Genomic DNA, 25937 nt, shown 5'->3' with positions numbered 1-25937 from the left:
CAAGTGACCGGGGGCCTGGCGGCTCTGCCGTTTTCAACCACCCAGCATAATGAACCACCCACCGCCCCGCGCCCCCACCCAACCCCCCCAATTATGAAAAACAAGGGCTTGGGTGGGGCGCGGGGCGATTTCACCGGTCAGCCTTTACGCAACCTGGTCTCAGACATTTCAAGGATCAGATGGCGCGAAGGATGATGATCTTCACGAAGTAATAGAGCGTGATGCATACGGCGAGCACGCAGATGATCCGGCGTAAAAGATGAGGATCAAGACGTTCGGCCAGCCAGCCGCCCGCCCAGCCGCCGGGAATGGCGCCCAGCATGACGAGCAGGGCGGCGATGAGGTTCACGCGTCCGGCCGTGAGAAAAATGATGACGGCGATGGTGAGGATGAGGGCGGTGATCACGTTTTTCAGCGCATTGGCGGCGTTGGGGGAGAGCCTTGTGAAGACCGCATAGAAAGCGAGGGTCATCACACCGAGGCCGGCACCGAAATAGCCACCATAGACGGCAAGCAGATATTCGAGGAGGAATTCCAGGCCCTGATGCAGCCGCAGGCCGAGAAGACGCCGGAGCAAGGCCCCCATGTGGCGGGCATAGAGCAGGTTGACCGTGGCGATGAGCAAAAGCCATGGCACGATGAAAAGAAAGGTGCGCTCTTGCGTGATCAGGAGCAGCCCGGCGCCGGTGGCACCGCCGAGCAGGGCAACGGTGATGCGGCGGCGTATGACGGGATCACGCAGGTTGATACGGCGCGATTGCGGCACGATGGCGCTGAGCCGCCCGGCCCAGAGGCTGGTGGCAGAGGTGGCGCTGGCCACGGTGGGCGGCAGGCCGATGGCAAGCAGGGCCGGAAAGGTGAAAAAGGTGCCGCCGCCGGCCAAGGCATTGGCCACACCCCCGGCAAGCCCCGCCAGAATGAGCACGATCACATCGAACAGGGACATGGCCCTTCCTTTCCGCCACCGCCCACTTAACGCGACATGAAAAGTGATATCTTTCTCATCCTCCCGGCGGAAGCCTCGGGCAAGGGCCGCAAACTACCGCCGGAAGGATATTTCATATCCTTCCGGAACGTTTCGGCGGGATTTTTAATCCCGCCGAAAGCACGGATGGCGGGGTAATATACTCCGCCAAAACGTTCCGGAACGGGATACAATCCCGTTCCGGCATTTGCGATGGCGTTCACCACACGACACAACGTCGCCATCTTTCGCGTCACCCCATAGATCAGCCGGAGTCTCGGGCCACAGACGCATGGGGCAATGGCCTGAGATACCGGCTGATCTGCGGTATGACGAAGCAGGTGTCGTGTCGTGTCCCCCGCGGAAATATTTGGTGGGGAACGTGTTCGGGCTTTCCCGGAAAAGGAAAAGCCCGCGGGCTGGGGCGCGGGCTTTTTTGTGGTGTCGTTGCGGCCGGGGCATTCAGGCCGCGGCATTGAGGGCCTTCTGCCTCGCGTATCGGCCGCGTATCGGCATTATGGTCCGGCGCGGCGTTCGGCCTCGGGCAGGGGCTCGTCGCCGACGGTGGACATGGGCCGCACCCGGGCCTTTCTGGCCTCCAGCCGGTTGAGCGCGGAGAGATAGGCCTTGGCGGAGGCCACCAGCGTGTCGGGATCGGCGGCGCGGCCGACGGCGGAGATGCCCGCCTCCTCATCGCGCAGCTGCACGGTCACTTCCGCCTGGGCGTCGGTGCCTTCAGTGACGGCGTGCACCTGATAGAGCGCCAGCCGCGCCCCATGCGGGAAGGCCTGCTTAATGGCGTTGAAGGTGGCATCCACCGGGCCGTTGCCCGTGGCCTGCACCGTGCGGTGGGTGCCGTCCTCGTCCACGGTGAGGGTGGCAGTCTGCGGGCCCATGGTGCCGGCGATGACGGTTAAGGCCACGACCTTGCGGCGGTCGGTGGCGGTGGCGATCTCCTCATCCACCAGGGCCTCGATGTCCTCGTCGTAGACGTGCTTCTTGCGGTCCGCCAGCTCCTTGAAGCGGCGGAAGGCATCCTCGAACGCGTTGTCGGACAGCTCGTAGCCCAGCTCCTTCAGCTTGGTGCGGAAGGCATGACGGCCGGAATGCTTGCCCATGACCAGCGAGGTCTTGCCGGCGCCGACATCCTCCGGGCGCATGATCTCGTAGGTCTGGGTGTGCTTGAGCATGCCGTCCTGATGGATGCCGGATTCGTGCGCGAAGGCGTTCCGGCCGACGATGGCCTTGTTGTACTGCACCGGGAAGCTGGTGACGGCGGAGACCAGCTTGGAGGCGCGGGTGAGCATGCGCGTGTCGATACCGGTGGTGAAGGGATAGACATCATTGCGCACGCGCATGGCCATGACCACCTCTTCCAGCGCGGCGTTGCCGGCGCGCTCGCCGATGCCGTTGATGGTGCACTCCACCTGACGGGCGCCGGCCTTGACCCCGGCCAGCGAATTGGCCACGGCCAGGCCCAGATCATTGTGGCAGTGGGTGGAGAAGATCACCTTCTCCGCGCCGGGCACGCGCTCGATCAGCATGCGGATGAGATCGGCGAACTCCTCCGGCGTGGCGTAGCCCACGGTATCGGGCACGTTGATCACGGTGGCGCCGGCCTTGATCGCCGTTTCCACGCAACGGCAGAGGAAATCGCGCTCGGTGCGAGTGGCGTCCTCGGCGGACCATTCCACGTCATCCACGAGGTTGCGCGCCAGGGACACCGACATCTGAATCAGCTCCAGCACCTCCTCCGGCGACTTCTGCAGCTTGTACTTCATGTGCACCGGCGAGGTGGAGATGAAGGTATGAATGCGCGGCCGCTCGCAGAAGCGCACGGCTTCGGCCGCCACCTCGATATCGCGCTTGTTGGCGCGGGAGAGGCCGGCGACGGAGGCGCGTTTCACGCGCTTGGCCACTTCCGAAACGGCCTCGAAATCGCCGGGGCTGGCCACGGGAAAGCCGGCCTCGATGACATCCACCCCCATTTCATCGAGCAGATCGGCCACCTGCAGCTTTTCCTCCAGCGTCATGGTGGCCCCGGGGGACTGTTCGCCATCGCGCAATGTGGTGTCGAAGATATAGACGCGTTCCTGCTCGCTCATGGATCTTCCTGCTCCTGTTCCTTTTCGGGGCTTTTCACGCCACCGGCCCTCATGCTGGCGCCCGGTGTCATGGCGCGGCCGGCGGCCGGTGAAGCCCTGGTTGCTGTCTTGACCGTTTGTGGAAGGATCCCCTGACTGCCTGCCCTTGGCATGCGCACCGCGGGCCCCCGGCAATCAGGGGCCAATAAGGAGCAGGCCGGAAAGAAGGCGCGCACGCGAACGCACGATAGGCCGTGCGACGTTCTGGCTCGTGATCCTGTGGATCGGCTGCGTGCGCATGTTTTTCATCTTTCCCGCGGCGATGTCAGCTCTGCCGTTCATGACTTTCAGCGGCTTTCTCTAACGCGATTTGTTCGCATTGTAAACGCCCCCGGGCCTGACAATTCGTTAACGCAAGGTCGATATGTGCAATTTTTGAGACGCATGTTGATGATGCCACAATCTTTCCGCAAATTGATACGGCTTTTTTCACAATCATGCCGTGTGAATGCCCGGGTCCTGATTTTTCATTCCCGCTGTCGGACGCGGGGTCCGGCAGCGTTGTCGTCGAACGGATCGACCATTTTCACAAGAGGGAGTGAACAACATGTCTTACATGGGCAGAATTCTGGTTGCGCTGGGTATTGCGGCTGCGGTGGCGGCTCCGGCCATGGCCGAAGAAGGGTGTCAGGCCATGCTGCAGAAGCTGGATGCCGCGATGCAGACGGCGCAGCTTGCCGATGAGGCCAAGAAGACCGTGGACGAGATGAAGGCGAAAGCCGAGGAGGCGCTGAAGGCGGGTGACGAGGCCGGCTGCACCAAGGCCGCCACCGAGGCGCTGAAGGCGGCCGGCGCCATGCCCGCCGAGGAGGGCAAGTAATCCGGCAATCCAGAGCGGGGAGTTGAGGCCTTGAGCCTTCCTTCCCGCATCATGAGGGGAAGACGGCTCCCCTGATTGTGTCGCATCACTTTTATGGAAAAGCCCATGGGGGAACAGGCGCCATCCGCCCCGAAAAAGCGCCTGTTTCCCCCTTTTTGTCTTGTCCAATTGATGGCGGATCAGCCTTCTGAAGGCTCTTTGGCCTTGCGCATGCTGCGGCCGTAATACCAGGCGGGAATGCCGGCGGCGAGATAGATGGCGGCAACGGCAGCCAGGGTTTTGGGATCATCGCGGGCCAGATGCACGATGAGCAGCAATACGGTGATGCTCATCAGGCCGATGCCGGAAAGAACCGCCCAGCCTTTTGATTTCGTCTTCTGCCGCAGCCGCCGGTTGGCCACGGACACGCCAATGGAGACGAGCAAAAACGTCATGGACGAGAAGGAGGCGATGACCTCAAGGCCGCCGGCCAGGGTGAAGATGGCGCCAAGGCCGATGAGCGTCAGCGTGGCCACCCAGGGCACATTGGCGAAATTGCGCTTGACAAGGATGTGCGGCATGCGCCCTTCGCGGGCCATTTCCGCCATCATGCGGGCGGCGCCAAAGACGGTGGCGTTGATGGCGGAAGAGGTGGCCAGCAGGGCAGCGATGCCAACGAGCAGCACGCCTGCTTCTCCCAGTGCCGGGCGTGCGGCCTCGGCTAGGGTGTATTCCTCCGCGGCGATGATGCGTTCCTCCGGCAGGTTGCCGATGGCGACAATGGCGAGCAGGATGTAGATGGAAGAGGTGATGGCAATGGCGCCGTAGATGCCGCGGGGGATGTCGCGGTCGGGATTTTCGGTTTCGGTCACGGCGTTGGTGATGAGCTGAAAGCCCTCGAAGGCCACGAAGATGAGGGCGCCGGCCATGAAGATGGACGGCACGCCCTTGTTGATCAGGGGAGTTAAGTTGGCCGGTTCGATGCTCTGCAGTCCCGCCACGGCGAAGACGGCGAGAATGAGGATCTTGGCATACACGACGAGATCCTCGGTGTGGCCCGTGGTGCGTGCGCCGCGCAGATTGACCACCAGGAAGAACAGCAGCACGGCAAGGGAGAGCGCCATGCGCACGAGCGGATCGTGCGAGCGGCCGAGCATGTCCGCGCCATAGGCGCCAAAGGTGAAGGCATAAAGCGCCAAAGTGCCGACATAGCCAATGATGACCGTCCAGCCGGTGAGGGTGGAAATTTCCGGGCGTTTGGGAAAGGCGCGGGAGAGGTAGATATAGGAGGCACCGTCGTTTCTGAAGGTCAGCGCAAGGCGGATGTAGGAATAGCCAGCAAAGAAGGCGACCATGGCGCCAAGCAGAAAGGCAAGCGGGGCGGCATGGCCGGTGATGGACACGGCAAGGCCGAGCATGGAGAAAATGCCGCCGCCGATCATGCCGCCAACACCAATGGCGATCAGCTCCAAAAGCCCTAAAGGGCCCCGGCGCCGGGAAAGTTCATGTGCTTTGGACACGGGCCGATCCTCCCGCCTTTATGGTGAATGCGCTTACTAACCGTGTTGTTTTCCCCCAAAAGGTGATGGACGCGGCTTTCCTTTTTGGGATGCGGCCATTCCGCCCATGATGTGCGGCCGGGATGGTCACGGTCTGGTGAATGGCTGATCATCAGCCACAAAAGTGAGCGGTACGTCACTTTTCAGGTATGCAGTCTGGCCTACGCTTTCAACGCCGCTGATCTTTACGTTTTCTCCACTCTTTTCGGGGAATTCCGGGGCTTTAGCTGATCCTGCCGACCATGCCGGCAGGGCAGGCAGGTGCGGGAAGGGGGCTTGATTTCAGATATCGATTCAACGGCCTGAGAAACTGATTCAGGTTGATGAGAAAGAGATTCAGGTTGGTGAGAAAGAGATTCAAAACCTTGGGGAAAGTTTATGGTTAACAATGGCTTACGAGCCTTTTTCCAGAGCGTGATTCAAGGGGCCTGCCTCTTTTTCCGGGACGGGGCGTGACATTCTCTTTGCCATGCCGGCGAAAGCCCATTGCGTGTTCATGGGATCATTGGCTCGTTTCTGTCGGACCGGTATCGGTTGATATGATGAAGTCCTCATACGTGAAGCCGTGACAGCGCAGGCAGGGATAAAAGACAAGATTGGCAAGAAGCAGAATGCCGGCGAAGCTCAGGGCGAAGGCAAACCAGAGACAGGCCAGCAACAGGTGTATTTGAACGAAAAGTGTGGGCGGATTTTGGGCAATCTCGTGAATGGTATTACCGAGAGCCAGGACAAGCAGGGCCGTGGCGGCAAAGAAGATCAGCCGTTTTTTCATATTATAGCCATTCAGCCTGGCAACCGAGAAGAGAGCTAAACGGCGCAAGAATGCAGGGTTTTGGCGCCTGGGCAGGCCGCCTTTGGGCTTGTGCGCCCGTCCATGAAGAATGCGGATGAGCATCAATGCAAGAGCAAACACTGCGGGAATAGCTGTGGCCATGAAAAGCTTCACGGGGGTAACGGCTTGCAATTGAGGCCAGAAAACAAAAAGATAGGTCATCTGCAGAGCCAAACCCAACATGATGGTATGAGTGAGTTTGCGAGGATCCCCCGTGATGTAATCATGGACCGCGCGCTTGTCCCGGATGTGAACATCCGGGTTATCAATCAGGCGGCCGTTTTCATCCACAAGCAGAACATATTGTCCTTTGGGAACGGCAAGAACGGAGGGCTTGCGGTTCTCATCAAGGAAAAAGCGCTGAAACAGCGGCGCGGTCAGGCGGCACCAGAGGCTGCAGGGCCCGGGGCCTTTTTCCGGTGAAAAGAGCGGCTTATGATGTCGATCCCGCATGATGTGGCCTCACTTGCATGCCTTCGGACGTGAAACCATAAGCGATCCGCTTTCTGGTAATCCCGCTATTTGTAATTGCTCTTTTCCTATCATGCTACCATTCCGTTTCGTCTTCGTTGTTGTCACGAGGGAGAACGGCGCCTGCCCTTGTTCGAAAAAGGATATGCCTGCCTGATATTTCCGATCTTGCGCCGCCGCCGCGTTGGTGGCATTCACGGGGGCGGGATTCATCCGCAGGCTCGGGAGCGAACCATGGACGCACCGGTCACCGAAATCATTGATACGCGCACGCCCAACGAGAAGAACTTCATCGAGGGCGCAACCGGCCCCTGGGAAGTGATCATCGGCATGGAGATCCATGCCCAGGTGCTTTCCAAGGCCAAGCTGTTTTCCGGCGCCTCGGCCGAATTCGGCGGTGAGCCGAATACGCATGTGTCGCTCGTGGATGCGGCCATGCCCGGTATGCTCCCGGTCATCAACGAATTCTGCGTGGAACAGGCGGTGCGCACAGGCCTCGGCTTGAATGCGAAGATCAATCTCTATTCGGTTTTCGACCGCAAGAACTATTTCTATCCCGACCTGCCGCAGGGCTATCAGATCTCCCAGTACAAGCAGCCCATCGTGGGAGAGGGCACGGTCTATATCGAAGTGGACGGCGAGACCATCCCGGTTGGCATTGAGCGGCTGCATCTGGAGCAGGACGCCGGCAAGTCCATTCACGATCAGCATCCCGACTATTCCTATGTGGATCTGAACCGTGCCGGGGTGGCGCTGATGGAGATCGTGACCAAGCCGGACATGCGCTCGGCGGAGGAGGCCAAGGCCTTCGTCTCCAAGCTGCGCACCATCTTGCGTTATCTCGGCACCTGTGACGGCAACATGGAGCAGGGCAGTCTGCGCGCGGACATCAACGTTTCCGTGCGCCGTCCCGGCGGGCCGTTCGGCACCCGCTGCGAGATCAAGAACGTCAATTCCATCCGCTTCATCGGTCAGGCCATCGAATACGAGGCGCAGCGCCAGATCGACATTCTCGAATCCGGCGGCACGGTGGAGCAGGAAACGCGCCTGTTCGACCCGAAGAAGGGCGAGACGCGCTCCATGCGCTCCAAGGAGGAGGCGCACGATTATCGCTATTTCCCGGATCCGGACCTGCTGCCGCTGAAGCTGGATGCGGAATGGGTGGAGCAGATCCGCGCCACGCTGCCCGAGCTGCCGGATGCCAAGAAGGCCCGTTTCATTGAGCAATACGGGCTGACGCCCTATGACGCTTCCGTTTTGGTGGCGGACAAGGCCGCGGCCGACTTCTTCGAGGAGGTGGCGAAGGGCCGCGATGGCAAGGCGGCGGCCAACTGGGTCATCAACGAACTCTTCGGGCGGCTGCGCAAGGACGGGCTGAGCATCGAGCAAAGCCCCGTCTCCGCCGATCAGCTGGGCAAGATCATCGATCTGGTCAAGAAGGGCGATATTTCCGGGCGCACGGCGAAAGAGCTGTTCGACATCGTCTGGACCGAAGGCGGCGATCCGGAAAAGATCGTTGAGGAACGCGGTATGAAGCAGGTGACCGATCTGTCGGCCATCGAGAAGGTGGTGGACGAGGTCATCGCCGCCAATCCGGACAAGGTGGAACAGGCCAAGAAGAAGCCCAATGTGGCCGGCTGGTTTGTCGGTCAGGTGATGAAGGCCACACAAGGCAAGGCCAACCCGAAAGCCGTCAACGACTTGGTGCGCAAGAAACTGGGAATTTCATAATCTCCCTGGCGGTCTTGATCTGGAATGGCACACTACACGACACTCATACCGTCATGCCGGCGAAAGCCCAAGCGTGTCCAAGGAAGTTCAAGAAGCATGAGGTTGTCGTCTCATCGACCGTAGAAAAAAGACTTTCCACGAAATAGGGAGTGTTTGTTTAACTCATTGATAAATCATATAAAAACGTCATTGCCGGACTTGTTCCGGCAATCCAGGGCCAGGAATGAGGTGTTTTTGGTGGGCGGTGGTGCTCACCAGCAGGCTTGATCTGAGCCGTATGCTTTTTTGAAAGGGGTTCCCTCTCTGAGGATAGAGCCTGGAGAAACCGTTTCTGCCTGCCACTCCTGCATGCGTAAACCGCCCCTGGATGCCCGGGACAAGCCCGGGCATGACGTAAGTAGTTGATATTCAATACAAAAATAACAACCTCCCAAGTTTGGGCAAGGGGGGAAGGATGCCTTGATAAAGGCATCTGCGTAGCATGTGATTAATCACGCTCTTTGTAGCGAAAATCATTCGCAACACATAAAGCAATTTAATTGGACACGACTGGACTGATCTACGGGGTGACGAAAAAGATGGCGACGTTGTGCCGTATAGTGTGCAGGATAGGCCCTTGCCCGCGAGCCAAGGGCAGTGGCATATCGGATTCTCCGGGCCCTGGAGGCAGGTGCCGTCTTGCCGGTTTCCTTTCTGCCGCAATTGCGGGATACCATTGCGGTGAATTGATTCGGGGCAGGTTGTGCTTGCCGCAATGCTGGATGCACCGGGTGAGGGCGTCCTTGCATCTCGGGCAAGGGCGGGAAAGGTTCGCCCGGGTTGTGGCTCCATGGCGTGAAAGTTTGGGGGGAGTGCGGCAAGGCCGGTCTATCCCGTTCTGGCATTTTTCCTGCTTTTTCAGGGATGCGCATCCGATCATTGATGCAGGATGAAACAGTGAACCAGCGGCAATGCCCATGAGCGGATCGGCACAGGACGAGGATGGTGCATCGCTGCCCTTGGCGCCGGAACGGGCGCAGCGACAGGGCGGGATGTTCAAGCGGTTCGTCCGCAACTGGCAGAAGGTGCTGTGTGCTCTGGGCCTTGCTGGGGCAATTGCCGGGCTGTTCCTGCCGTGGCTGACGACGTTCTGGCTCGGCTTTGATGTCTTCTCCCAGTTCACCGTGCATTTTCTGATCGTTACCGCCGCCTGTGCCATTGGACTGCTTCTGCCGCGTCATTCTCTTGTTGTTGCTTTTGTGCTTGTCGTCCTGGGCGGCGTGGCCATCGGCGGCTGGGCCATGCTGCATAAAAGCGATGGTTTTTCAAAACCCACGGACGGTTGGCACATCCGGGTGATGAGCTTCAACACCTGGCTGCATAATGTGGATGTGGACGCCATTCGCCGCGAAATTATGCGGCAGAAGCCGGATGTGCTGGGGTTCGTCGAATTTCAGGCCGACAAGCGCGTGCTCTATGCGCAATTGCAGGCGGACTATCCCTACCGGGCCGACTGTGCAGAGATGCCGCATTGCTATCTGGCGCTCCTGTCGCGCTGGCCGGTGAAGAAGGTGCGGGCCCGGTTCTTGTGGATGGGGCCGCCCTATCTGCACGTGATCGTGAATGCGCCTTCCGGGCCGGTGCATGTTTTTGTGGTGCACACCTTGCGTTTCCCCTGGCTTGGCTCGCAATACAAGCAGGTGCGGGCCATGGCGCGGCTGGTGAAAGGGGTGAAGGGCGCGCGCATCGTCATGGGCGATTTCAACGCCACGCCCTTTTCGGTGATGTTGCACACGTTCATTCGCGGCAGTGGCCTGAAACGGCAGACCTGGCTGCCGACCTGGCCGGCCTGGGCCGGACCATTGCCGCAGCTGGCCATCGATCACGTGTTCATTTCTCCTGAGTTCGAGCGTGTGGACGGACCCTGGATCGGCGATAATGCCGGCTCCGATCATTTCCCGGTCATCGTAACGCTCAGGCGCCGGCAGCCGCAGCCCTGAGGCCGCAAAAAAGCATGCATGGTAAATGCTGCGCTAAGGCGGGACTGTTGCGGAAGCTCTGTGAATAATCCTTTAATATCAATAGCTTGGATCCGTCCTCTCATGAAGGAGACCATGCGGCCGTCATCTTTGTCCTTTCTTTACCATGCTCCTTAACGGCCCCTTATGCTCCACACCGCAAACTGGTGGCATGAACCTTACAGGTTGCGTGAAAGTGGTGGTCAAACAGGCGGCAAGACCTGCCGGGGGCGGCCACCCTCACGGGAGAGAGCGTTTGTAAGTAGGGGACTGGAGCCATGGCACGCATGGATCACGCCTTTGTCGATGCCGCCACGATCTCGCAGGGCGCGGCGGCGGATGTGCTCTTCGAGCTGGGGCTGATGTACAGCCTGGGACGAGAGGTTGAGGCCGATCTGGTCGAGGCGCACAAATGGTTCAACCTCGCCGCCATTCGCGGGCATGAAAAGGCGCGGCACTATCGGCAGGAAATCGCTGCGGAAATGACGCGCGATCAGCTTCAGGAGGCGCTGCGGCGCGCGCGGGCCTGGATGGGGCTGAACTGAGCACAAAAGTGCGCCATGAACGCTTGTGGCGCATTGCGATATGCTGCGTGCTTTTCTGGAACGGGTGCTTTGGGCCCGTGATGAGCGCCGGGGCAGGGCGGTGATGCTCAGTAATAGCGCCAGCCCGGGCGCGGCGGTGAAAGATCGCGCTGCTGATTGCGATAGATGTAATCCTCGAAATCGGAGCGCAGCTTCTTGCTGGTGTAGATGCGCGCTTCCAGTTCATCAGCGCGGGTGATGATGCGATAACGTTGGGAATTCAGCGGCGGCAGGCGGGTATCGCCCGGGCGATAGGAGAAGCCCTTGGGGATGAATTTCTCGTCCGCCATGGCCTCCTGGGCAAGGCCAAGGGCAATGAGGCTGGCTGCGGCGCCGACAAGGACGAGAAGGCGTTTCATGGCGTCAACTCCCCGATTTCGTGTGCAAGGCGCCCGCTTATTCCATCGCAGGTCGCGAAGCACTTCTCTGTGTGACTTTTGACATACTCACAGTCACAGTCAAGCACCGGAGCGATAAATTTTCCCTTAACCATGCCGGAAATGGCCGCGGATCTTTCCAGCATCGCTTCCGAAACGGGACACAGCAAAAAAGCGCCGGGCATGAAAGACCATGCAGGTTGCCTGAGCCGATTCCGGCCTTGAAACGCGGCGCGAATGCGGGCATAAACGCGCGCGGAGAGGTGGCCGAGTGGTCGAAGGCGCTCCCCTGCTAAGGGAGTAGGCGGGTAGACCCCGCCTCGAGGGTTCGAATCCCTTCCTCTCCGCCAGTCCTGACCATCCTCTCTTAGCTCCTGCGGTCCATTCGGCCTGTCTGCATTCGTTCCGGCATGTATCCGGGGCCGAGCCATTTTCCCGAAATGGCCATGACCTGCCGGTAACGCCCATTTTGGGCATCGTGCGGGGCAGTTTCACCGGTCAGACATTCCGAAAAATGGCGTCATTCGAGCGGGGCGAAGAGGGCGTCGATGTCGTCTTCGGTCAGGGTGAAGCGCGTGCTTTTGCCCTCCTCAAGGAGGCTGGCCGCCAGTTCCGCCTTTTTGTGCTTGAGCTGCTCGATGGCCTCTTCCACCGAGTTTTTCACGATCAGGCGATGCACGAACACCGGCTTGTCCTGTCCGATGCGATGGGCGCGGTCGGTGGCCTGGTTTTCCACCGCTGGGTTCCACCACGGATCGTAATGGATCACCGTATCGGCCGCGGTCAGGTTCAGCCCGCTGCCGCCCGCTTTCAGCGAAATCAGAAACAGTGGCACATCCCCGGCCTGAAAACGCATAACCGGTGTTTTCCTGTCCCTTGTTTTGCCGGTGATCTCCACATAATCGATTTTGTGTTTCTCAAGCTCGGGGCGGATAAGGTCGAGCATGGACGTGAACTGGGAAAACAGCAGAATACGCCGACCTTCCGCGATCAATTCCGGCAGCATTTCCATGAGCCGGTGCAGCTTGGCCGATCCCTTCACCTTGCGCGCCGCCGGCAGCTTCACCAGGCGCGGATCGCAACAGACCTGACGCAGCTTGAGCAGGGCCTCGAGCACCTCGATGCGCGCGCGCTCCAGCCCCTTTTCGGCAATGGCGCGGCGCACCTTCTCGTTCATCATCAGGCGGATGGTTTCATAAAGATCGCGCTGCGCGCCTTCCAGCACCACGTATTCAGTAATCTCCGTCTTCGGCGGCAGTTCCCTTGCCACCTCCTCCTTGCTGCGGCGCAGCACAAGCGGACGGATGCGCCGCTTGAGAAGCTTCATCCGGGCCGTATCGCCGCGCTTCTCGATGGGGGTGCGGAAGCGACGGCGGAAGGTTTTCAGATCCCCCAGGAAGCCGGGGTTGAGGACATTGAACAGTGACCAGAGCTCCTCAAGATTGTTTTCAACCGGCGTGCCGGTCAGCGCCAGGCGCACATCCGCCCGCAATTGCGCCGCTGCTGATGCGCCGCGTGATTTCGGGTTCTTGATCGCCTGCGCCTCATCGAGAATGAGGGCGTGCAGCGGCTGCTGACGCCAGAATTCCTCGTCGCGGGCGAGCAGGGGATAGGTGGTGAGCAGCACATCATATTCGCTGACCTGTGCAAAGCGCGCCTTGCGCTCCGGTCCGTGCAGGCGCAACACGCGCAGATCGGGCGCGAAGCGTTGTAGCTCCGCCTCCCAGTTGGGCAGCACCGAAGTGGGGGAGACAATCAGGGCCGGCCTTTTCAGCCTGCCCTCGTTCTTTTCCAGCAGCAGAAAGGCCAGGGTCTGAACCGTCTTTCCCAAGCCCATGTCATCGGCAAGAATGCCGCCCAGCCCCGCCTCGCGCAGGAAAACCAGCCAACACAACCCCTGATGCTGATAGGGGCGCAAGGTGGTGCGCAAATTGGGCGGCGGCGCAATCTTGGGCAGGCCTTCGCGGGCAATCCTGCGCAGCGCCTCTGCGATGCGCCGCACCCGTTCATGGCCGTGCCAGGCAACATCCGGCACCTCTTCGGCCAGTTCCGCCAGATCGGCAGATTCCAGCGGCGAGATGCGCAGCTTGTCTTCATCCTGCGTGCCAAATCCCTCTTGCAGATCCAGCAGCATGCGCATGACGGGCACTACGCGCTCCGCCTCAAGCGGCACCAGGCGGCCATCATCCAGCTGCGTCCACAAGTGCAGATGATCCTTGACTATTTTTTCCAGCATAGCGTTGCGCTTGCCGGTATCTTCGATGGTGAACAATTCCGCGGGCAGTTGCCGCAGGATGCCCGTGAGCACGGGGATGAGGTTGACGCGCTGTCCGTCCACCTCAACGCCAACGGTGAAGGAGAACCAATCAGTGCTGCTGTCGTCTTCAATCTCGCCCCACCAGTGCACATCTGTTTCATCCAGCAGCCGGACCGGATAATCCTTTGCCACCTTTACCCGCCAGCCCTTTTCCTTTTGCAGCCAGGGAACGCCCTCGGCGGAGAAGCTGATGAACCGGCTCGGATCCTCGAAATAGAGCGCTTTCAGCCGCTCCGGGCCAGACAGTGACATTCTGACGGTGAGGTCCGGGTCGGGGGTGAGGAAATAGTCCTTGCGGTGCCGGGCCGGCTTGGAAAAGAGGTCGATGTCCTCGATGCGCACAAAGCCGAATTCATACAGGGTCTCGCGTGCCTCTTGTTCTGCCTTGTGGTCGCGGGGAATGATGACAATTTCATCGCCCTTCTGAAAATCGATGCTGGCGCCGGGTGTGTCGTCGGCAATTTCCGTTCCGTCATAATCGAAGGAAAGGCGGGCGAGCGGCACGGAAACCTTTTCAAACGGCCGGGAAAAATAGCTGCCGAATGGTTCGAAAAAGGCCGGATCGTATTTCAGGTTCCCGCGGATGAGCCGCAGAACCGGCGTTGGCTTTACCTTGCGGACAATGACCTTTTCCGGCATTTCCGGCGGCGGCATGGGTGCCTTTTCAGCATCGCCGAATATCTTGCCCAGCTGTTCGCGCACGAGGGCGGCATCGCGCGGGTGCAAGGGCGGCGCTGCGGCAAGGCGGGCGGCCAGCCCCGGAGAAATGCCAAGATCAAGCGGCCCGCACAGGCCGGTTTTCAGGTCCAGATACCAGGGCGGATTCACGGGCAGAACTAGAGCCTGCGCCTCTTTTTCCTTGTCCGTGTCGTTGGCCCTTGCCTCTGTATTCTCGCCTTCAGGCAGCAGGCGCACCCGCAGCTGTTGCAGACCATCCTCGCTGCGATGCCAGAAAAAGGCGCCGCGCCGCTGCGGCCCTTTTTGCAGCAGAGGCCCCTTCAGGGAGCCGAAGTGGCAGCGGCCCGTGCCAAGAATCTTTTCCAACAGGCTGGCGCCGCCGGGGAGACGGGAAAGGTCATAGTCTTCCTCCGCCCGCCAGAAGTGTCCGTGTTCGTCGCGGTTTTTCACTTCCCAGTAGAGCTGGCGCAGGATGTCGAGATCGACGGGGCGAAGAAAACGGGCAGGGGTGTCGCGCAAGGCGTTTTCCGGATTGTAGCGGCGGACGGTCTTGCTGTAGCCGCCCTTGAGCAGCCGCCGGGTGCTGAGAAGGCGGATGCTGGCAGGGGAGAGATCTTCCTTGCGGTCATCCGGCGCCAGCACGTAGATGAGCCGCTCATGAATATGATCCGGATAGGCATTTGGGTCCTGGGCGGCTTCGCGGCCGCTTGCGGCCTGTTGCACCTGTTCAAGCCACTGCAGCAGGCGGTCATCGCAAGGCACGGCGGTGTGTCCGGGCGAGGGAGTAGGTGTCGTCTCCGTCATGCCGATGCGGTCGGATTTGTTATCCCGTTGATGCAGGACTTCCAGCAGGACGGCAACGACATGCTTGCAATTGTATCCGACGGGGCAGGTGCACTCGCCTTCGATACTGGCATGGCCGTAACCATGGAAAACTTCGATGCGCTGATGATAGGTCTTGCCCCGGCTGCCCCGCACCACACCCTCGATGGTCATCTTGCGGGCGTTGCGGGATATCTTGGTGCGTGCCTGTTCAACGCGTCCCGATTCATGATAGGACACGCCCCGCTCGAGGAACCGCACCTCGAACGTGTCGATCAGGTCTGTCGTGTCGAAGATGGTTTTCATCAGAAGTGAAATAACAGCGTTTCTGCGTCAGGCGCAATTTGGCTGCTGGAGAATTGTGGAGAATGTTCAGTTCTGCCCCTGCCTTCTCAAGAAAGAGAAGGAGATGAGCACGTTACTTGGGACAGTCTTGGGTACTGTAACCTTAGGTCTGGAAATTTTGTAGGAGGCTTACGCTGAGTGCTCCTACCGGGGCATGCCCCGGCAGGGGCGGTCCATTCTGGTATTCCATGGAATTGTAACACCAACCGTGAAGAACAGAGAATGGACAGACAGAAGCATACAGGGCTTGATGCCATCCTGGAACAGCTGATTGAACGTGGCGCGGATGACATGGCGAACATCTTCGCCCGGATGTTTGATCTGGCCATGCGCATCGCTGCCGATAAAAGCGCGGGGCTGCCTACAGCAAGGGATACTTGAGCAAGGTCAATTTGCGCATTACCGTCCGCGGCTATGCCGATGGCGAGTCCGGCAGGGAGGAACGGGATGAACGCGCGAATTGGTCATAACATGCCCGATGCGCCCATTCGGGTGACGGTGCGGCTGTTCAATTCGGTGGCGCAGGCCTGCGGCCGGGGCGGGGCGGTGGAGCTTGAGCTGCCGGTGGGCAGCACGGTGGAGGATGTGGTCAAGCGCCTGTCAATTCCGCTGGACAAGGTGTTTCTCATCCTGCGCAACGGGCGGGATGTCACACCGACGCTGAAAGGGCCGCTGAATGTGGACGCATTTCTTGAAGACGGCGATGTGATCGCCTTTTCCGGCCCCGTGCCCTATTCCGCCGGCTATGGCGCGCCGGTGGTGTAAAGGGGGGCGTTTTGCCCCCGATCACAAGCCGGATGGGCGCCTGATTGCGCCTGGATTTTTCCTTTCCCGCCAGAACACACCGGGCAGGCTTTTCATTCCAGCTCGATGAGCAGGTCCTTGGCGTCCACCTGCTGGCCGGGGTGGACCAGCACCCTGGCCACCTTGCCGTCGGTTTCGGTGTGAATGGCTGTTTCCATCTTCATGGCTTCCAGCGTGCAGAGGACATCGCCGGCCTTGACCGTCTGACCTTCCTGCACGGAGACGGTGGAGACCACGCCGGGCATGGGCGCGCCGATCTGTTTCGGATTGCCGGGATCGGCTTTCGGGTGCGTGGCGGCCTTGCGCTTTTCCTCGCCGCCTTCCACATGGCGCTTCTCCACGCGCACCACGCGCGGCTCGCCATTGAGCTCGAAGAAGACCTTCACGAAGCCTTCCTCGTCCTCCTCGCTGACGGTGATAAGGCGGATGTGCGGCGCCTTGCCCTTTTCCAGCTCCACGGAAATCTCGTCATTGGGCTGCATGCCATAGAAGAAATTCTCCGTGGGCAGAACGGAAAGCGGCCCGTATTTTTCCGTGGTCCTGGCATAGTCCACGAAGACCTTGGGATACATGAGATAGGAATAAAGCTCCTCCTCTGTGATCTCGCGGCCCACCAGCTCCTCGGCCTTCTTCTTCTCCGCATCCAGATCGGCAGGCGGCAAATCGGCGCCGGGGCGGCCGGTGATGGGCTTTTCACCCTTCAGGATCTTCTTTTGCAGCGCTTCCGGCCAGCCACCGGGGGGCTGGCCCAGCTCGCCGCGGAACATGGCCACCACGGATTCGGGGAAGGCGATCTCCTTGTCCGGATCCAGCACGTCCTCCGGCGTCAGCCCGGCGGAGACCATCATCAGGGCCATGTCGCCCACCACCTTGGATGAGGGCGTGACCTTCACGATGTCGCCGAACATCATGTTGACCTCGCGGTACATCTTCGCGACCTCGTGCCAGCGGTCACCCAGGCCAAGGGCGCGGGCCTGTTCCTTCAGGTTGGTGAACTGGCCGCCGGGGATCTCGTGCAGATACACCTCGGACGCGGGGGCGCGCAGATCGGATTCGAAGGCGAGATAGCGGGCGCGCACGGCCTCCCAGTAATCGGAGAATTCGCGGATGGTGGCCGGATCCAGCCCGGTGTCGCGCTCGGTGTTGCGCAGGGCCTCGACGATGGAGCCGAGGCAGGGCTGGCTGGTCAGCCCGCTCATGGCATCCATGGCGGCATCGGCCGCATCCACGCCGGCCTCGGCGGCAGCAAGGATGGACGCGCCGGCGATGCCCGATGTGTCATGGGTGTGGAAATGCACAGGCAGGCCGGTTTCCTCCTTGATGGCCTTGACTAGGATTTTCGCCGCCGGGGGCTTTAAAAGCCCGGCCATGTCCTTGATACCGAGGATGTGGGTGCCTGTGGCCTTCAGCTCGCGGGCCAGCTTCACGTAATAGTCGAGGTCGTATTTCGGGCGGTTCGGGTCGAGGATGTCGCCGGTGTAGCACATCACCGCCTCGCAGATCTTGCCGGTCTTCAAGACCTCCTCGATGGAGATCTTCATGTTCTCCACCCAGTTGAGGCTGTCGAAGACGCGGAAGAGGTCGATGCCGCTTTCCGCCGCGCGGCGCACGAAACCCCGCACCACGTTGTCCGGATAGCTGGTGTAGCCCACGGCATTGGCGCCGCGCAGGAGCATCTGCAGCAGGTGATTGGGCATGGCCACGCGCAAGAGCCGCAGGCGCTCCCACGGGCATTCGTTTAAGAAACGCATGGCGGTGTCGAAAGTGGCGCCGCCCCAGCACTCAATGGAAAAGAGCGTGGGCAGGCGGTGGGCATAGGCGCGGGCCACCTTCACGATGTCATGCGTGCGCATGCGGGTGGCAAGCAGCGACTGATGCGCATCGCGCATGGTGGTGTCAGTCATCAGCAGGCGCTTCTGATCGAGCATCCACTGCGCCACCGCCTCGGGGCCTTGCGTATCCAGAATGTGCTTGGCCGTGCCCTCCATGGGCGGCTCGCCCGGGTCGTGCTCCGGCACGCGGATGAGGGGCAGGTGCTGTGGCTTGGGCCGGCCGCGCACCAGGTCGTTGCCGTTCACCGTCACATCGGCGAGGTATTCCAGCAGGCGCAGGGCGCGGGCGCGGGGGCGCGGGAAATCGAACAGCTCCGGTGTTTCGTCAATGAAGCGGGTGGTATAGGTGGCGGCGCGGAACTGCTGATGATCCAGCAGGTTGAGCAGGAAGGGGATGTTGTTGGCCACGCCGCGGATGCGGAATTCGCGCAAGGCCCGCAGCATGCGGTCGATGGCCTCCTGCTCCGTCATGCCCCAGGCGATGACCTTTACCAGCAAGGAATCGTAATAGCGGGTGATAACGGCGCCATTGTACGCCGTGCCGGCATCCAGCCGGATGCCGAAGCCGGAGGCGGAGCGATAGCCGGTGATGCGGCCATAATCGGGCACGAAGTTGTTGGCCGGATCTTCGGTGGTGATGCGGCATTGCAGCGCGTGACCGAACAGCTCAATCTCCTGCTGCGGCGGCACGCCGGTTTCGTCCACATGGCCGATGCGGCCGCCCTCTGCGATGCGGATCTGGGCCTTGACGATGTCGATGCCGGTGACTTCCTCGGTGATGGTGTGTTCCACCTGCACGCGCGGATTGACTTCGATGAAATAGAAGTCCTCCGTCGCCACATCCATGAGGAACTCCACCGTGCCGGCGTTCACATAGCCGGCATGGCGCATGAGGTTGAGCGCCGCCTCGCAGATTTCGGCACGCTTCTCCTCTGACAGATACGGGGCAGGCGCGCGCTCCACCACCTTTTGATTGCGGCGCTGCACGGAGCAGTCGCGCTCAAAGAGATGCACGATGTTGCCGTAAGTATCGCCGAGGATCTGCACCTCCACGTGGCGGGCGCGCTCGATGAGCTTTTCCAGATAGACCTCATCATTGCCAAAGGCATTGAGCGCCTCGCGGCGGCCTTCCAGCACGTTCTTCTCGAGCTCTTCCGCAGAGCGGATGATGCGCATGCCGCGGCCGCCGCCGCCCCAGCTGGCCTTGAGCATGACCGGATAGCCGATCTCCTCGGCCAGCCGCTTCACCTCGTCCATGTCGGCGGGGAGGGGATCGGTGGCGGGAACGACCGGCGTACCGGCCTCGATGGCGAGATTGCGGGCGGCCACCTTGTTGCCCAGCCGCTCCATCACTTCCGGCGGCGGGCCGATCCAGATCAGCCCGGCGTTCATGACGGCGCGCGCGAAATCCGGGTTCTCGGAAAGGAAGCCATAACCGGGGTGGACGGCATCGGCGCCCGATTCCTTGGCGATGCGGATGATGTCGTCGATATCGAGATAGGCTTTCACCGGGCCGCGCCCGTGGCCGACGATATAGGCCTCATCGGCCTTGAAGCGGTGCAGCGAGAGCATGTCCTCGTCGGCATAGATGGCGACGGTCTTGATGCCCAGCTCATTGGCCGCCCGCATGATGCGGATGGCGATCTCCCCCCGGTTGGCAACGAGCAGCTTGCGGATCTTCCTCGGCGCGCCTGCCATTGTCCCTCCTGTTCTTTAACCGAACATGTCGCTTCTCTTGGGTGCATGCCCCTAATTTCTTGGGCGCATGCCCCAAAGGTCTAGGTCTTTATCGGCCTGCGATAGCGGATTTTGCCGCAAGAGGCCAGATGTGGGCGCGGAACAATGCCGCGCCGTTTCGCCGCGCGGGGCGGGACAGAGGGCTGATGGGTGCGGTCAAAAGCGGCGAAGCCAGGTCCTGGTCAAATGCAGGGTGGTGATGCCGGCAACAGAGGGGTGGCGCTCAAGCTTTCCGTGCAGGCGCATCAGCTCGTCCATGTTTGCCGCTTCCACAAGAAGCGCGAAATCGTGCTCACCGCTCACTGTCCAGGCAGCCAGCAATTCCGGCCAGTCCCGCACAAAGGCGGCCATGCGGGCGCAATCAACATGCCGGAAGCGAAGCAGGAAAAGCGCGGTGAGCATTTGGGTGCCGATTTTGCCTTTCTCCACATCTTTCGGCAGGGCCACATCCACGGTGAAGCGGCGGATGATGCCATCGCGCTTCAGGCGCGCAATCCGCCGGCGCACGGCTTCGCGCGAAATGCCGGCGATGTGGGCGAGCTCCTTCTGGCTGCGGCTGGCGTCCTGCTCCAACAGACGCAGCAGCAGGCGGTCTGTGGCATCCAGCTTCATGGCATGGGCCTTTCATGAATGATGATGCCGGTCAAGGTTGCAGAATGCCACCATGCCGGCAAACGGCAACCTTGTGTCTTCAGCCATGCCTTTGCAGGCTGCGTGGGCATTCTCTCTCTGGCGAGGAGACAGGCCCATGGACCGGCAGACGGCGTTGCTCTTCATCGACTGGCAGGAAGGCTTCGTGACACTGGCAGAGCAAATGCCACGCAACAATCCGCAAGCGGAAACCAACGCAGCGCGGCTGCTTGCGCACTGGCGGGCGCATGGCTGGCCGGTTGTGCATGTTCGGCACAATTCGAACCAGGCGGATTCCCCGCTGCGAGAAGGACAGCCCGGTTTTGCCTTTCGCGAATTTGCACGGCCCAAAGAGGGGGAGCCGGTTTTCGTCAAGAGCGCGCATTCAGCCTTTATCGGCACGGCGCTTGAGGCCTATCTGCGCAGGCGCGGCATAAAGCGGCTGGTGATCAGCGGCGTGCGCACGGATCATTGTGTGAGCACCACGGCACGCATGGGACATGACCTGGGGTTTGGAATCATCGTCGTGGCAGACGCATGTCATGCTTTCGCATGCGAGAGTGCGGATGGTCGCGTTATCGATGCGCAAACAGTGCATGAAGTAAACCTTGCCTCTCTGCATGAGGAGTTTGGGCGCGTTGTTTACATGCATGCGTTGTTTTCTTTCCCCAAGTCATAAAAATCAGAATTGGGCCAATCATCTAATGGGCATGAGTAGAATTTGTTTCCACTATAATATCACCGGGAGGCTATCTTTCCTGGCGCAGCCAGGAGGAGAGCTTGCCCTTTTGCTTGCAGATTTGGCGCAGGGCCTGCCACTGGAGCCGGGAAAGCAAAGGGCGGGTGTTGGCGATGTGGGCCTGTTCCATGCGGCGGACGCGTTCTTCTGTCTGGGGATGCGTGCGCAGAAAGCCGGGTATATCGTCATCTTCGCCGTGCTTTTTTTGAAGACGGCGAAAAAAGACCGCCAGGGCGGCTGGATCGGCTCCGGCGTTCTTCATGAGCTGAATGGCGTGGTTGTCCGCCTCGCGCTCGGCCTGACGGGAGAAATGCAATTGCATCAACAGGCTGGACGCCTGCCCCAGCAAGTCCCGGCCGAAAATCATTTCGGCGAACATGTTGAAGCCAATCGCGCGGACCGTTGCGGTTTCGGGATGGAGATGCGCGGCATGGCCCATTTCATGCGCAAGGACGCCTCCCACTTCGTCCGGCGATTCAACAAAGTCCAGAAGTTCCTTGCCGATGATGATGTATCCGCCGGGGGCCGTGACCGCGTTGATCATGCCGATGGGAGCGACGATCACGCGGTGTTTGTATCTTGCCTGCATGTCAGGAGCGAGCCTGTTCACAAGCTGATGCAGGGCGGCGCGTCCTTCCGGCTCATTGCAGAAACGGTCCTTGGTCAGGCTGACAATGATGGCGCCTCCGAGCGCATCATGCACCGATTGCGGCAGGTTGCGGGCGATGATGTGGGCAATGGAGGTGTTCGATGTCCACAGCCAGGCGATCAGGATCACAATCCCCAACACTCCCGCGGACAGCCACCAGAAGATCTTCTGGCGATGCGCGCGGGGGGAGAGGCCTGGGGCATGCTGTATGAGCAGCGGTACGATGGCGGGATCATCGATGAACAGGCGTGCGTCCGGATAATCCCTGTGCCCGAGAAGAGGGCTTTCTCCCGGCCGCAGGGGGCTGGAGCTTGTCAGTACATCCCAAGGCCAGAGGCCGCCGCTAATCGGTTGTGAAGGGGAAAATTTGCCGAAGGAGGCGTGCCTTGCTCCTGCATTGGCGGGCTGGATGTAAAGCCCCGTGTCTTTGATGTGCACGATGACAGGCACGGCAAGGGCGTTTGTTCCGTCGGAGAAACGCCCCCTGAATGCCCGTGCCTGTGTGTACCGCTGCATTTCGGCGAAATCCGTCAGAAGGCATCGATATCGAAAAATTCGCCCAGCCCTTCTCCGCTGTGCTCCAGGCTATCCGTCGCCTGGGTGAGCTTGGCAAAATCCACCGTTCCTTCAAAGGATAGCCTGGTCACGATAAAACGGGCCATGCGCTTTTGCACAAAGGGCAACAAGATGCCGAGAGAAAGCAGGGCAATGAAAAAGTTGCCCAGGCGGAGGAAAAACAGGTCCTTCGGCTTGAGATCCAGGCGAAAACGGCCGTTGTGCAACCGGGTGTGGGCCGCAAACCAGTTGGATACGCGGGTGGAATAACGCAGCCACATCCAGATAACCAGCAACAGCAGCGGCAGCAGGGACAAGAGCAGAACCGGTGTGGGGATCGTGCTCGGAAACAGGGAAAGTCCGGAGGGTGGCAGCCCCTCTCTTGCTCTTGCGATATCCGCGATCGTCATGAAGACCAGAACCGTGACCCCATAGAAGAACACGCCCATGAACCATGCGGGTGCGAAAGCCTTGTACAGGGGGCGCAAGGCCGGCTCAGGTTCAAGGCGAAGCGGTGAGGTGCCGATGCGGGTATCGTTGGTCATGATGGTATGCAGCTCACGGGCACGCCAAGGCATGAGCCAGCCCAGGGTGAGGCCCATCAGCAGCGTGGTGATGAAATAGGCATTGGCATAGGTTACGGGGGCGCCGGCCAGTGTGCCGCGAATGCCGCGCCAGCGCGTGCGGCGCAGGCGGTAGCGCCAGGTTCTGTAAATGGCAAGGCCCACGAGCCAGGCCACCAAGAGATAGAGCGGAATGGCCATGAGATCCATCAGCAGTTCCTGACCACCGGTTACCATCGCGGCGAAGAAGCCATAAAGAAAAAAGCCCACGAACAAGGGAATGCCCACAATCAGAAAGCCCTTGAACAGCTCCCAGCCGGTGCCTGTGTATTCAAGCGGCTCTCCGTTCACGTGAATGGCGCGCCAGATGCGGCGGCGCACCTCCGTCTTTCCCCAGAAGTAATAAATTCCCAGGGTCATGACACTCAAAAGAAAATTCCTGATGGAAAGCCAGAGAAACCCATCGGGCTCGCGCCATTCTATGACAAGGGGCACGTCCTTCTCCTCGCCGCCGGCAGGCTTTTCCGGCTCGGATCCGGGGGCGGATTGTTCTTCTTCGGGCTGAGAAGCCTGAGCCTGTTCCGCAAGGTGCTTCTGTTCCGATTGGGCCTGTGTTTCGAAATCCGTCGCTTTCGTGTTTTCGTTCGTCATGTTTTCCCCCGGTCTTGGCAACTTGAAGCCTGTTCCCCCGCCTGCACCATCAGGTCATAGGATGCGGCAAGCAAGGTGTGATCCCGGCTTAAGGTGTTAAGGCGCTCCACATTGATTTTCTCAGAATGCGCGGAATGGTTGCGGGCTTTCCAAAATGCCTAAAGCCAGTTTCACATTCCCTTCAAAAGTTCCATTGCGTCGGTTTTATCTCTTCAATCCAAGATTGAAGGCAACATTTTGTCAAATGCATGGCCAAAGATGACGGGGAAGGGCAGAACCGCGCGGCGCGGCGAGGAAAGCATGGGCGGACGAACCTGCACGTTTTCCTGTTTTAGGGAAAATGAATCATTTCCGGTTGTCCGCCCGTCGCTGAGACGGGTCAGGCTGCACCTTGTCCTTGGCGAGGATCACGGCCGTGCACTGCCGCGGCAGCTGCGCCAGGGTGAGCGGCCGGCGCGGCTTTGGCTTCTTTGGCCGCGGGCGGGGCAGGGGAATGCCGTTGACGAAGCGTTTCGGCTTCTTTGCGCGGCCGCCGCCCCAGGGCCTGTCGGAATACCAGTAGGCAAGCTCCTGGCCGCAGCCGGTGCCGTCCCTGGGGTGCGGATCGCCCTGGTTCTTGCAGGAGCGTGCACCTTTGGGGCAGCGCAGGCGCACGTGGAAATGATAGTTGTGTCCGTAATAGGGGCGGACCTTGGCCAGCCAGCGACGGTTCTTCTCACCACGTTGCCGCGACCAGTCGCAGAGATACTTCTTGATGGGCGGATGCACGAAAATGCGCTGCACCTCCGGCTGAAAGGCGGCGCGGCGGATGAGGCGCGCATGCCTTTCGGTAAAGCGGGCCGGATTGATGTGCCTGCGATCCTTCGTCATCAGCACGGCGGAGATGGTCTCCCGCTCCTTCATGGTCAGGCGGCGGGAGGGCATGGGCGTGAGCCAGATGTCGGCATCAAGCCCGATCTGGTGGGAGGCGTGGCCGGACGTCATGGGGCCTCCACGCGGCTGGGAGAGATCGCCGATGAGCAGGCCCGGCCAGCCGTCCTTGTCATGAGCCTCTTTGGCCAGCCTCTTGAGAAAACGGATGAGAACCGGCTGGCCCCAATAGCGGTTGCGCGAAGGGCGCATGACCTGCCAGTAGGGGCCGTTCAGCGGCATGCGCACGTTGCCGGCGGCACAGCCGCGGGAATAGAAGCCATAGGGCTGGGCCGGCAAGGCGGCGGGCCAGCGGGCCTGCCCGAAAAGCTGCTTGGCGGGGGCGGTGCGCACGGCGCGTTCGGCCAGGGCGGCAATGCTTGTTGCCGGTGCGGCGGCATGACTGCGCGAAGTGGTGATCTGCGCCGCTGCCGCAGGCTGCGCCATGAGCCATGGTGTGAGCAGTGTGATCAGGACGGCAAGTCCGCCCGCTTTGGCCCCCGTGATCATGATGCGCTCATTCGTCTCATTTCTTGCGGAAGGCATCCAGGGAGATGACCTTGGGCGCATCCTCGCCTTTTTCATCCTCGGCCGTAGCACTGCTCTCCGCCGCTTCGCTGGCTTCGGGCTTTTCTTCGGCGGAGGCAGTCTTCTCTTCGGTGTCAGCGGCCAGGGGCTCCATCTCGGAGGTTTCGCCTTCCTCCGGCATGCTCACCTCGAATTGCAGGCCGAATTGCACGGAAGGATCGAAGAAGCCCTTGATGGCCTCGAAGGGGATCTCCAGCCGCTCAGGCACGCCACCGAAGGAAAGCCCCACCTCGAAGGAATGGGCATGGACCTTCAGGTTCCAGAACTGATGCTGGAGAACGATGGTCATTTCCTCGGGATAGCGTTCGCGCAGGCGCTCGGAGAGCACCACACCGGGGTGACGCGTGTCGAAAGCGATGTAGAAATGATGCTCGCCCGGCAGCCCTTCCTTCTCCACGCGCTTGAGCGCCATGCGGATGACCTGGCGCAGGGCGGCCTGCGTGAGCAGATCATAACGCATGAGATCGACAACGCCGCCCGGGCCCTGCGGGCCTTCCTTGCCATTGCCTGGAGTGTCCGTCATGGCATCCGGCCTCCTTGAACGCTTCACTGTCTTGAACGGACGAACGCAGGGAAATGCATCGCCACAATCGCGCTATCCGCTCGTCTGTCTGCAGCAGGGATAGCATGCAGGAATATGGTGAACCAAGCCTTTATCGC

Annotated in this window: 19 protein-coding genes and 1 tRNA gene; 8 read left to right on the top strand and 12 right to left on the bottom strand. The window is 60.7% G+C overall.

Annotation, left to right across the window (positions count from 1 at the left end; genetic code table 11):
* Positions 1 to 175: 175 nt before the first annotated feature.
* Both EK16_RS11165 and EK16_RS11160 read right to left on the bottom strand, forming a co-directional pair.
* Entirely contained in the window at positions 176 to 946 is a 771-nt protein-coding gene (locus tag EK16_RS11165; RefSeq protein ID WP_038037138.1) for a sulfite exporter TauE/SafE family protein, read from the bottom strand.
* Positions 947 to 1479: 533 nt separating this feature from the next.
* Positions 1480 to 3069 (bottom strand): 2-isopropylmalate synthase, encoded by a 1590-nt coding sequence (locus EK16_RS11160; protein ID WP_051929300.1) that lies wholly within the window; start codon positions 3067 to 3069, stop codon positions 1480 to 1482.
* A 586-nt stretch (positions 3070 to 3655) separates the two neighbouring features.
* On the opposite strand from EK16_RS11160, the gene EK16_RS11155 reads away from it, so the two are divergent.
* Complete coding sequence (locus EK16_RS11155; RefSeq protein WP_156098596.1) at positions 3656 to 3928, top strand: hypothetical protein; 273 nt, start codon at positions 3656 to 3658, stop codon at positions 3926 to 3928.
* 179 nt (positions 3929 to 4107) lie between these two features.
* On the opposite strand, the gene EK16_RS11150 is transcribed toward EK16_RS11155, so the two are convergent.
* Both EK16_RS11150 and EK16_RS11145 read right to left on the bottom strand, forming a co-directional pair.
* Positions 4108 to 5427: an APC family permease gene (locus EK16_RS11150; RefSeq protein ID WP_156098595.1), complete on the bottom strand. Its 1320-nt coding sequence runs from the start codon at positions 5425 to 5427 to the stop codon at positions 4108 to 4110.
* A gap of 541 nt (positions 5428 to 5968) precedes the next feature.
* Positions 5969 to 6751, bottom strand: a complete 783-nt coding sequence (locus tag EK16_RS11145; protein ID WP_038037133.1) for a hypothetical protein — start codon at positions 6749 to 6751, stop codon at positions 5969 to 5971.
* Between the two features lie 252 nt (positions 6752 to 7003).
* On the opposite strand from EK16_RS11145, the gene gatB reads away from it, so the two are divergent.
* From gatB to EK16_RS11130, 3 genes are all read left to right on the top strand, one after another.
* The gene (gene gatB / locus EK16_RS11140) at positions 7004 to 8500 is read left to right on the top strand and encodes an Asp-tRNA(Asn)/Glu-tRNA(Gln) amidotransferase subunit GatB (protein ID WP_038037132.1); all 1497 of its coding nucleotides are present in this window, start codon (positions 7004 to 7006) and stop codon (positions 8498 to 8500) included.
* 956 nt (positions 8501 to 9456) lie between these two features.
* The gene (locus tag EK16_RS11135) at positions 9457 to 10479 is read left to right on the top strand and encodes an endonuclease/exonuclease/phosphatase family protein (RefSeq protein WP_197059692.1); all 1023 of its coding nucleotides are present in this window, start codon (positions 9457 to 9459) and stop codon (positions 10477 to 10479) included.
* Positions 10480 to 10775: 296 nt separating this feature from the next.
* Positions 10776 to 11042 carry an SEL1-like repeat protein gene (locus tag EK16_RS11130; protein WP_038037130.1) on the top strand — a complete coding sequence of 89 codons (267 nt, stop codon included), beginning with the start codon at positions 10776 to 10778 and terminating at the stop codon, positions 11040 to 11042.
* A gap of 107 nt (positions 11043 to 11149) precedes the next feature.
* Here EK16_RS11130 and EK16_RS11125 read toward each other — a convergent pair whose 3' ends face one another.
* Positions 11150 to 11440 (bottom strand): hypothetical protein, encoded by a 291-nt coding sequence (locus EK16_RS11125; protein WP_038037129.1) that lies wholly within the window; start codon positions 11438 to 11440, stop codon positions 11150 to 11152.
* Positions 11441 to 11715: 275 nt separating this feature from the next.
* Here EK16_RS11125 and EK16_RS11120 point away from each other — a divergent pair.
* Positions 11716 to 11808, top strand: a tRNA-Ser gene (locus EK16_RS11120).
* Between the two features lie 170 nt (positions 11809 to 11978).
* On the opposite strand, the gene EK16_RS11115 is transcribed toward EK16_RS11120, so the two are convergent.
* Positions 11979 to 15581: a DEAD/DEAH box helicase gene (locus EK16_RS11115; RefSeq protein ID WP_051929294.1), complete on the bottom strand. Its 3603-nt coding sequence runs from the start codon at positions 15579 to 15581 to the stop codon at positions 11979 to 11981.
* A 261-nt stretch (positions 15582 to 15842) separates the two neighbouring features.
* Between EK16_RS11115 and EK16_RS12355 the strand changes: the two genes are divergently transcribed.
* Entirely contained in the window at positions 15843 to 16001 is a 159-nt protein-coding gene (locus EK16_RS12355; RefSeq protein WP_156098594.1) for a hypothetical protein, read from the top strand.
* A 66-nt stretch (positions 16002 to 16067) separates the two neighbouring features.
* On the top strand, positions 16068 to 16385 hold the full coding sequence (locus tag EK16_RS11110) for a MoaD/ThiS family protein (protein ID WP_156098593.1): 318 nt from the start codon (positions 16068 to 16070) through the stop codon (positions 16383 to 16385).
* A 92-nt stretch (positions 16386 to 16477) separates the two neighbouring features.
* Here EK16_RS11110 and pyc read toward each other — a convergent pair whose 3' ends face one another.
* Positions 16478 to 19954 (bottom strand): pyruvate carboxylase, encoded by a 3477-nt coding sequence (pyc, locus tag EK16_RS11105; protein ID WP_038037126.1) that lies wholly within the window; start codon positions 19952 to 19954, stop codon positions 16478 to 16480.
* Between the two features lie 195 nt (positions 19955 to 20149).
* On the bottom strand, positions 20150 to 20605 hold the full coding sequence (locus tag EK16_RS11100) for an Lrp/AsnC family transcriptional regulator (RefSeq protein WP_038037125.1): 456 nt from the start codon (positions 20603 to 20605) through the stop codon (positions 20150 to 20152).
* A 136-nt stretch (positions 20606 to 20741) separates the two neighbouring features.
* On the opposite strand from EK16_RS11100, the gene EK16_RS11095 reads away from it, so the two are divergent.
* The gene (locus EK16_RS11095; RefSeq protein ID WP_038037124.1) at positions 20742 to 21302 is read left to right on the top strand and encodes a cysteine hydrolase family protein; all 561 of its coding nucleotides are present in this window, start codon (positions 20742 to 20744) and stop codon (positions 21300 to 21302) included.
* Positions 21303 to 21372: 70 nt separating this feature from the next.
* Here EK16_RS11095 and EK16_RS11675 read toward each other — a convergent pair whose 3' ends face one another.
* The 4 genes from EK16_RS11675 to EK16_RS11075 all read right to left on the bottom strand — a co-directional run bounded on the left by EK16_RS11675 (position 21373) and on the right by EK16_RS11075 (position 25800).
* The gene (locus tag EK16_RS11675; RefSeq protein ID WP_051929293.1) at positions 21373 to 22461 is read right to left on the bottom strand and encodes a M48 family metallopeptidase; all 1089 of its coding nucleotides are present in this window, start codon (positions 22459 to 22461) and stop codon (positions 21373 to 21375) included.
* Positions 22462 to 22541: 80 nt separating this feature from the next.
* Positions 22542 to 23780 carry a YjgN family protein gene (locus EK16_RS11085; RefSeq protein WP_038037123.1) on the bottom strand — a complete coding sequence of 413 codons (1239 nt, stop codon included), beginning with the start codon at positions 23778 to 23780 and terminating at the stop codon, positions 22542 to 22544.
* A 345-nt stretch (positions 23781 to 24125) separates the two neighbouring features.
* Complete coding sequence (gene mepA / locus EK16_RS11080; RefSeq protein WP_231573679.1) at positions 24126 to 25199, bottom strand: penicillin-insensitive murein endopeptidase; 1074 nt, start codon at positions 25197 to 25199, stop codon at positions 24126 to 24128.
* 16 nt (positions 25200 to 25215) lie between these two features.
* On the bottom strand, positions 25216 to 25800 hold the full coding sequence (locus tag EK16_RS11075; protein WP_051929292.1) for an SspB family protein: 585 nt from the start codon (positions 25798 to 25800) through the stop codon (positions 25216 to 25218).
* Between the last annotated feature and the right edge of the window lie 137 nt (positions 25801 to 25937).

This window comes from Thermopetrobacter sp. TC1, from assembly GCF_000746275.1.
Taxonomy (GTDB): domain Bacteria; phylum Pseudomonadota; class Alphaproteobacteria; order Rhizobiales; family Aestuariivirgaceae; genus Thermopetrobacter.
This window is presented reverse-complemented; position numbering and strand designations above follow the sequence as displayed.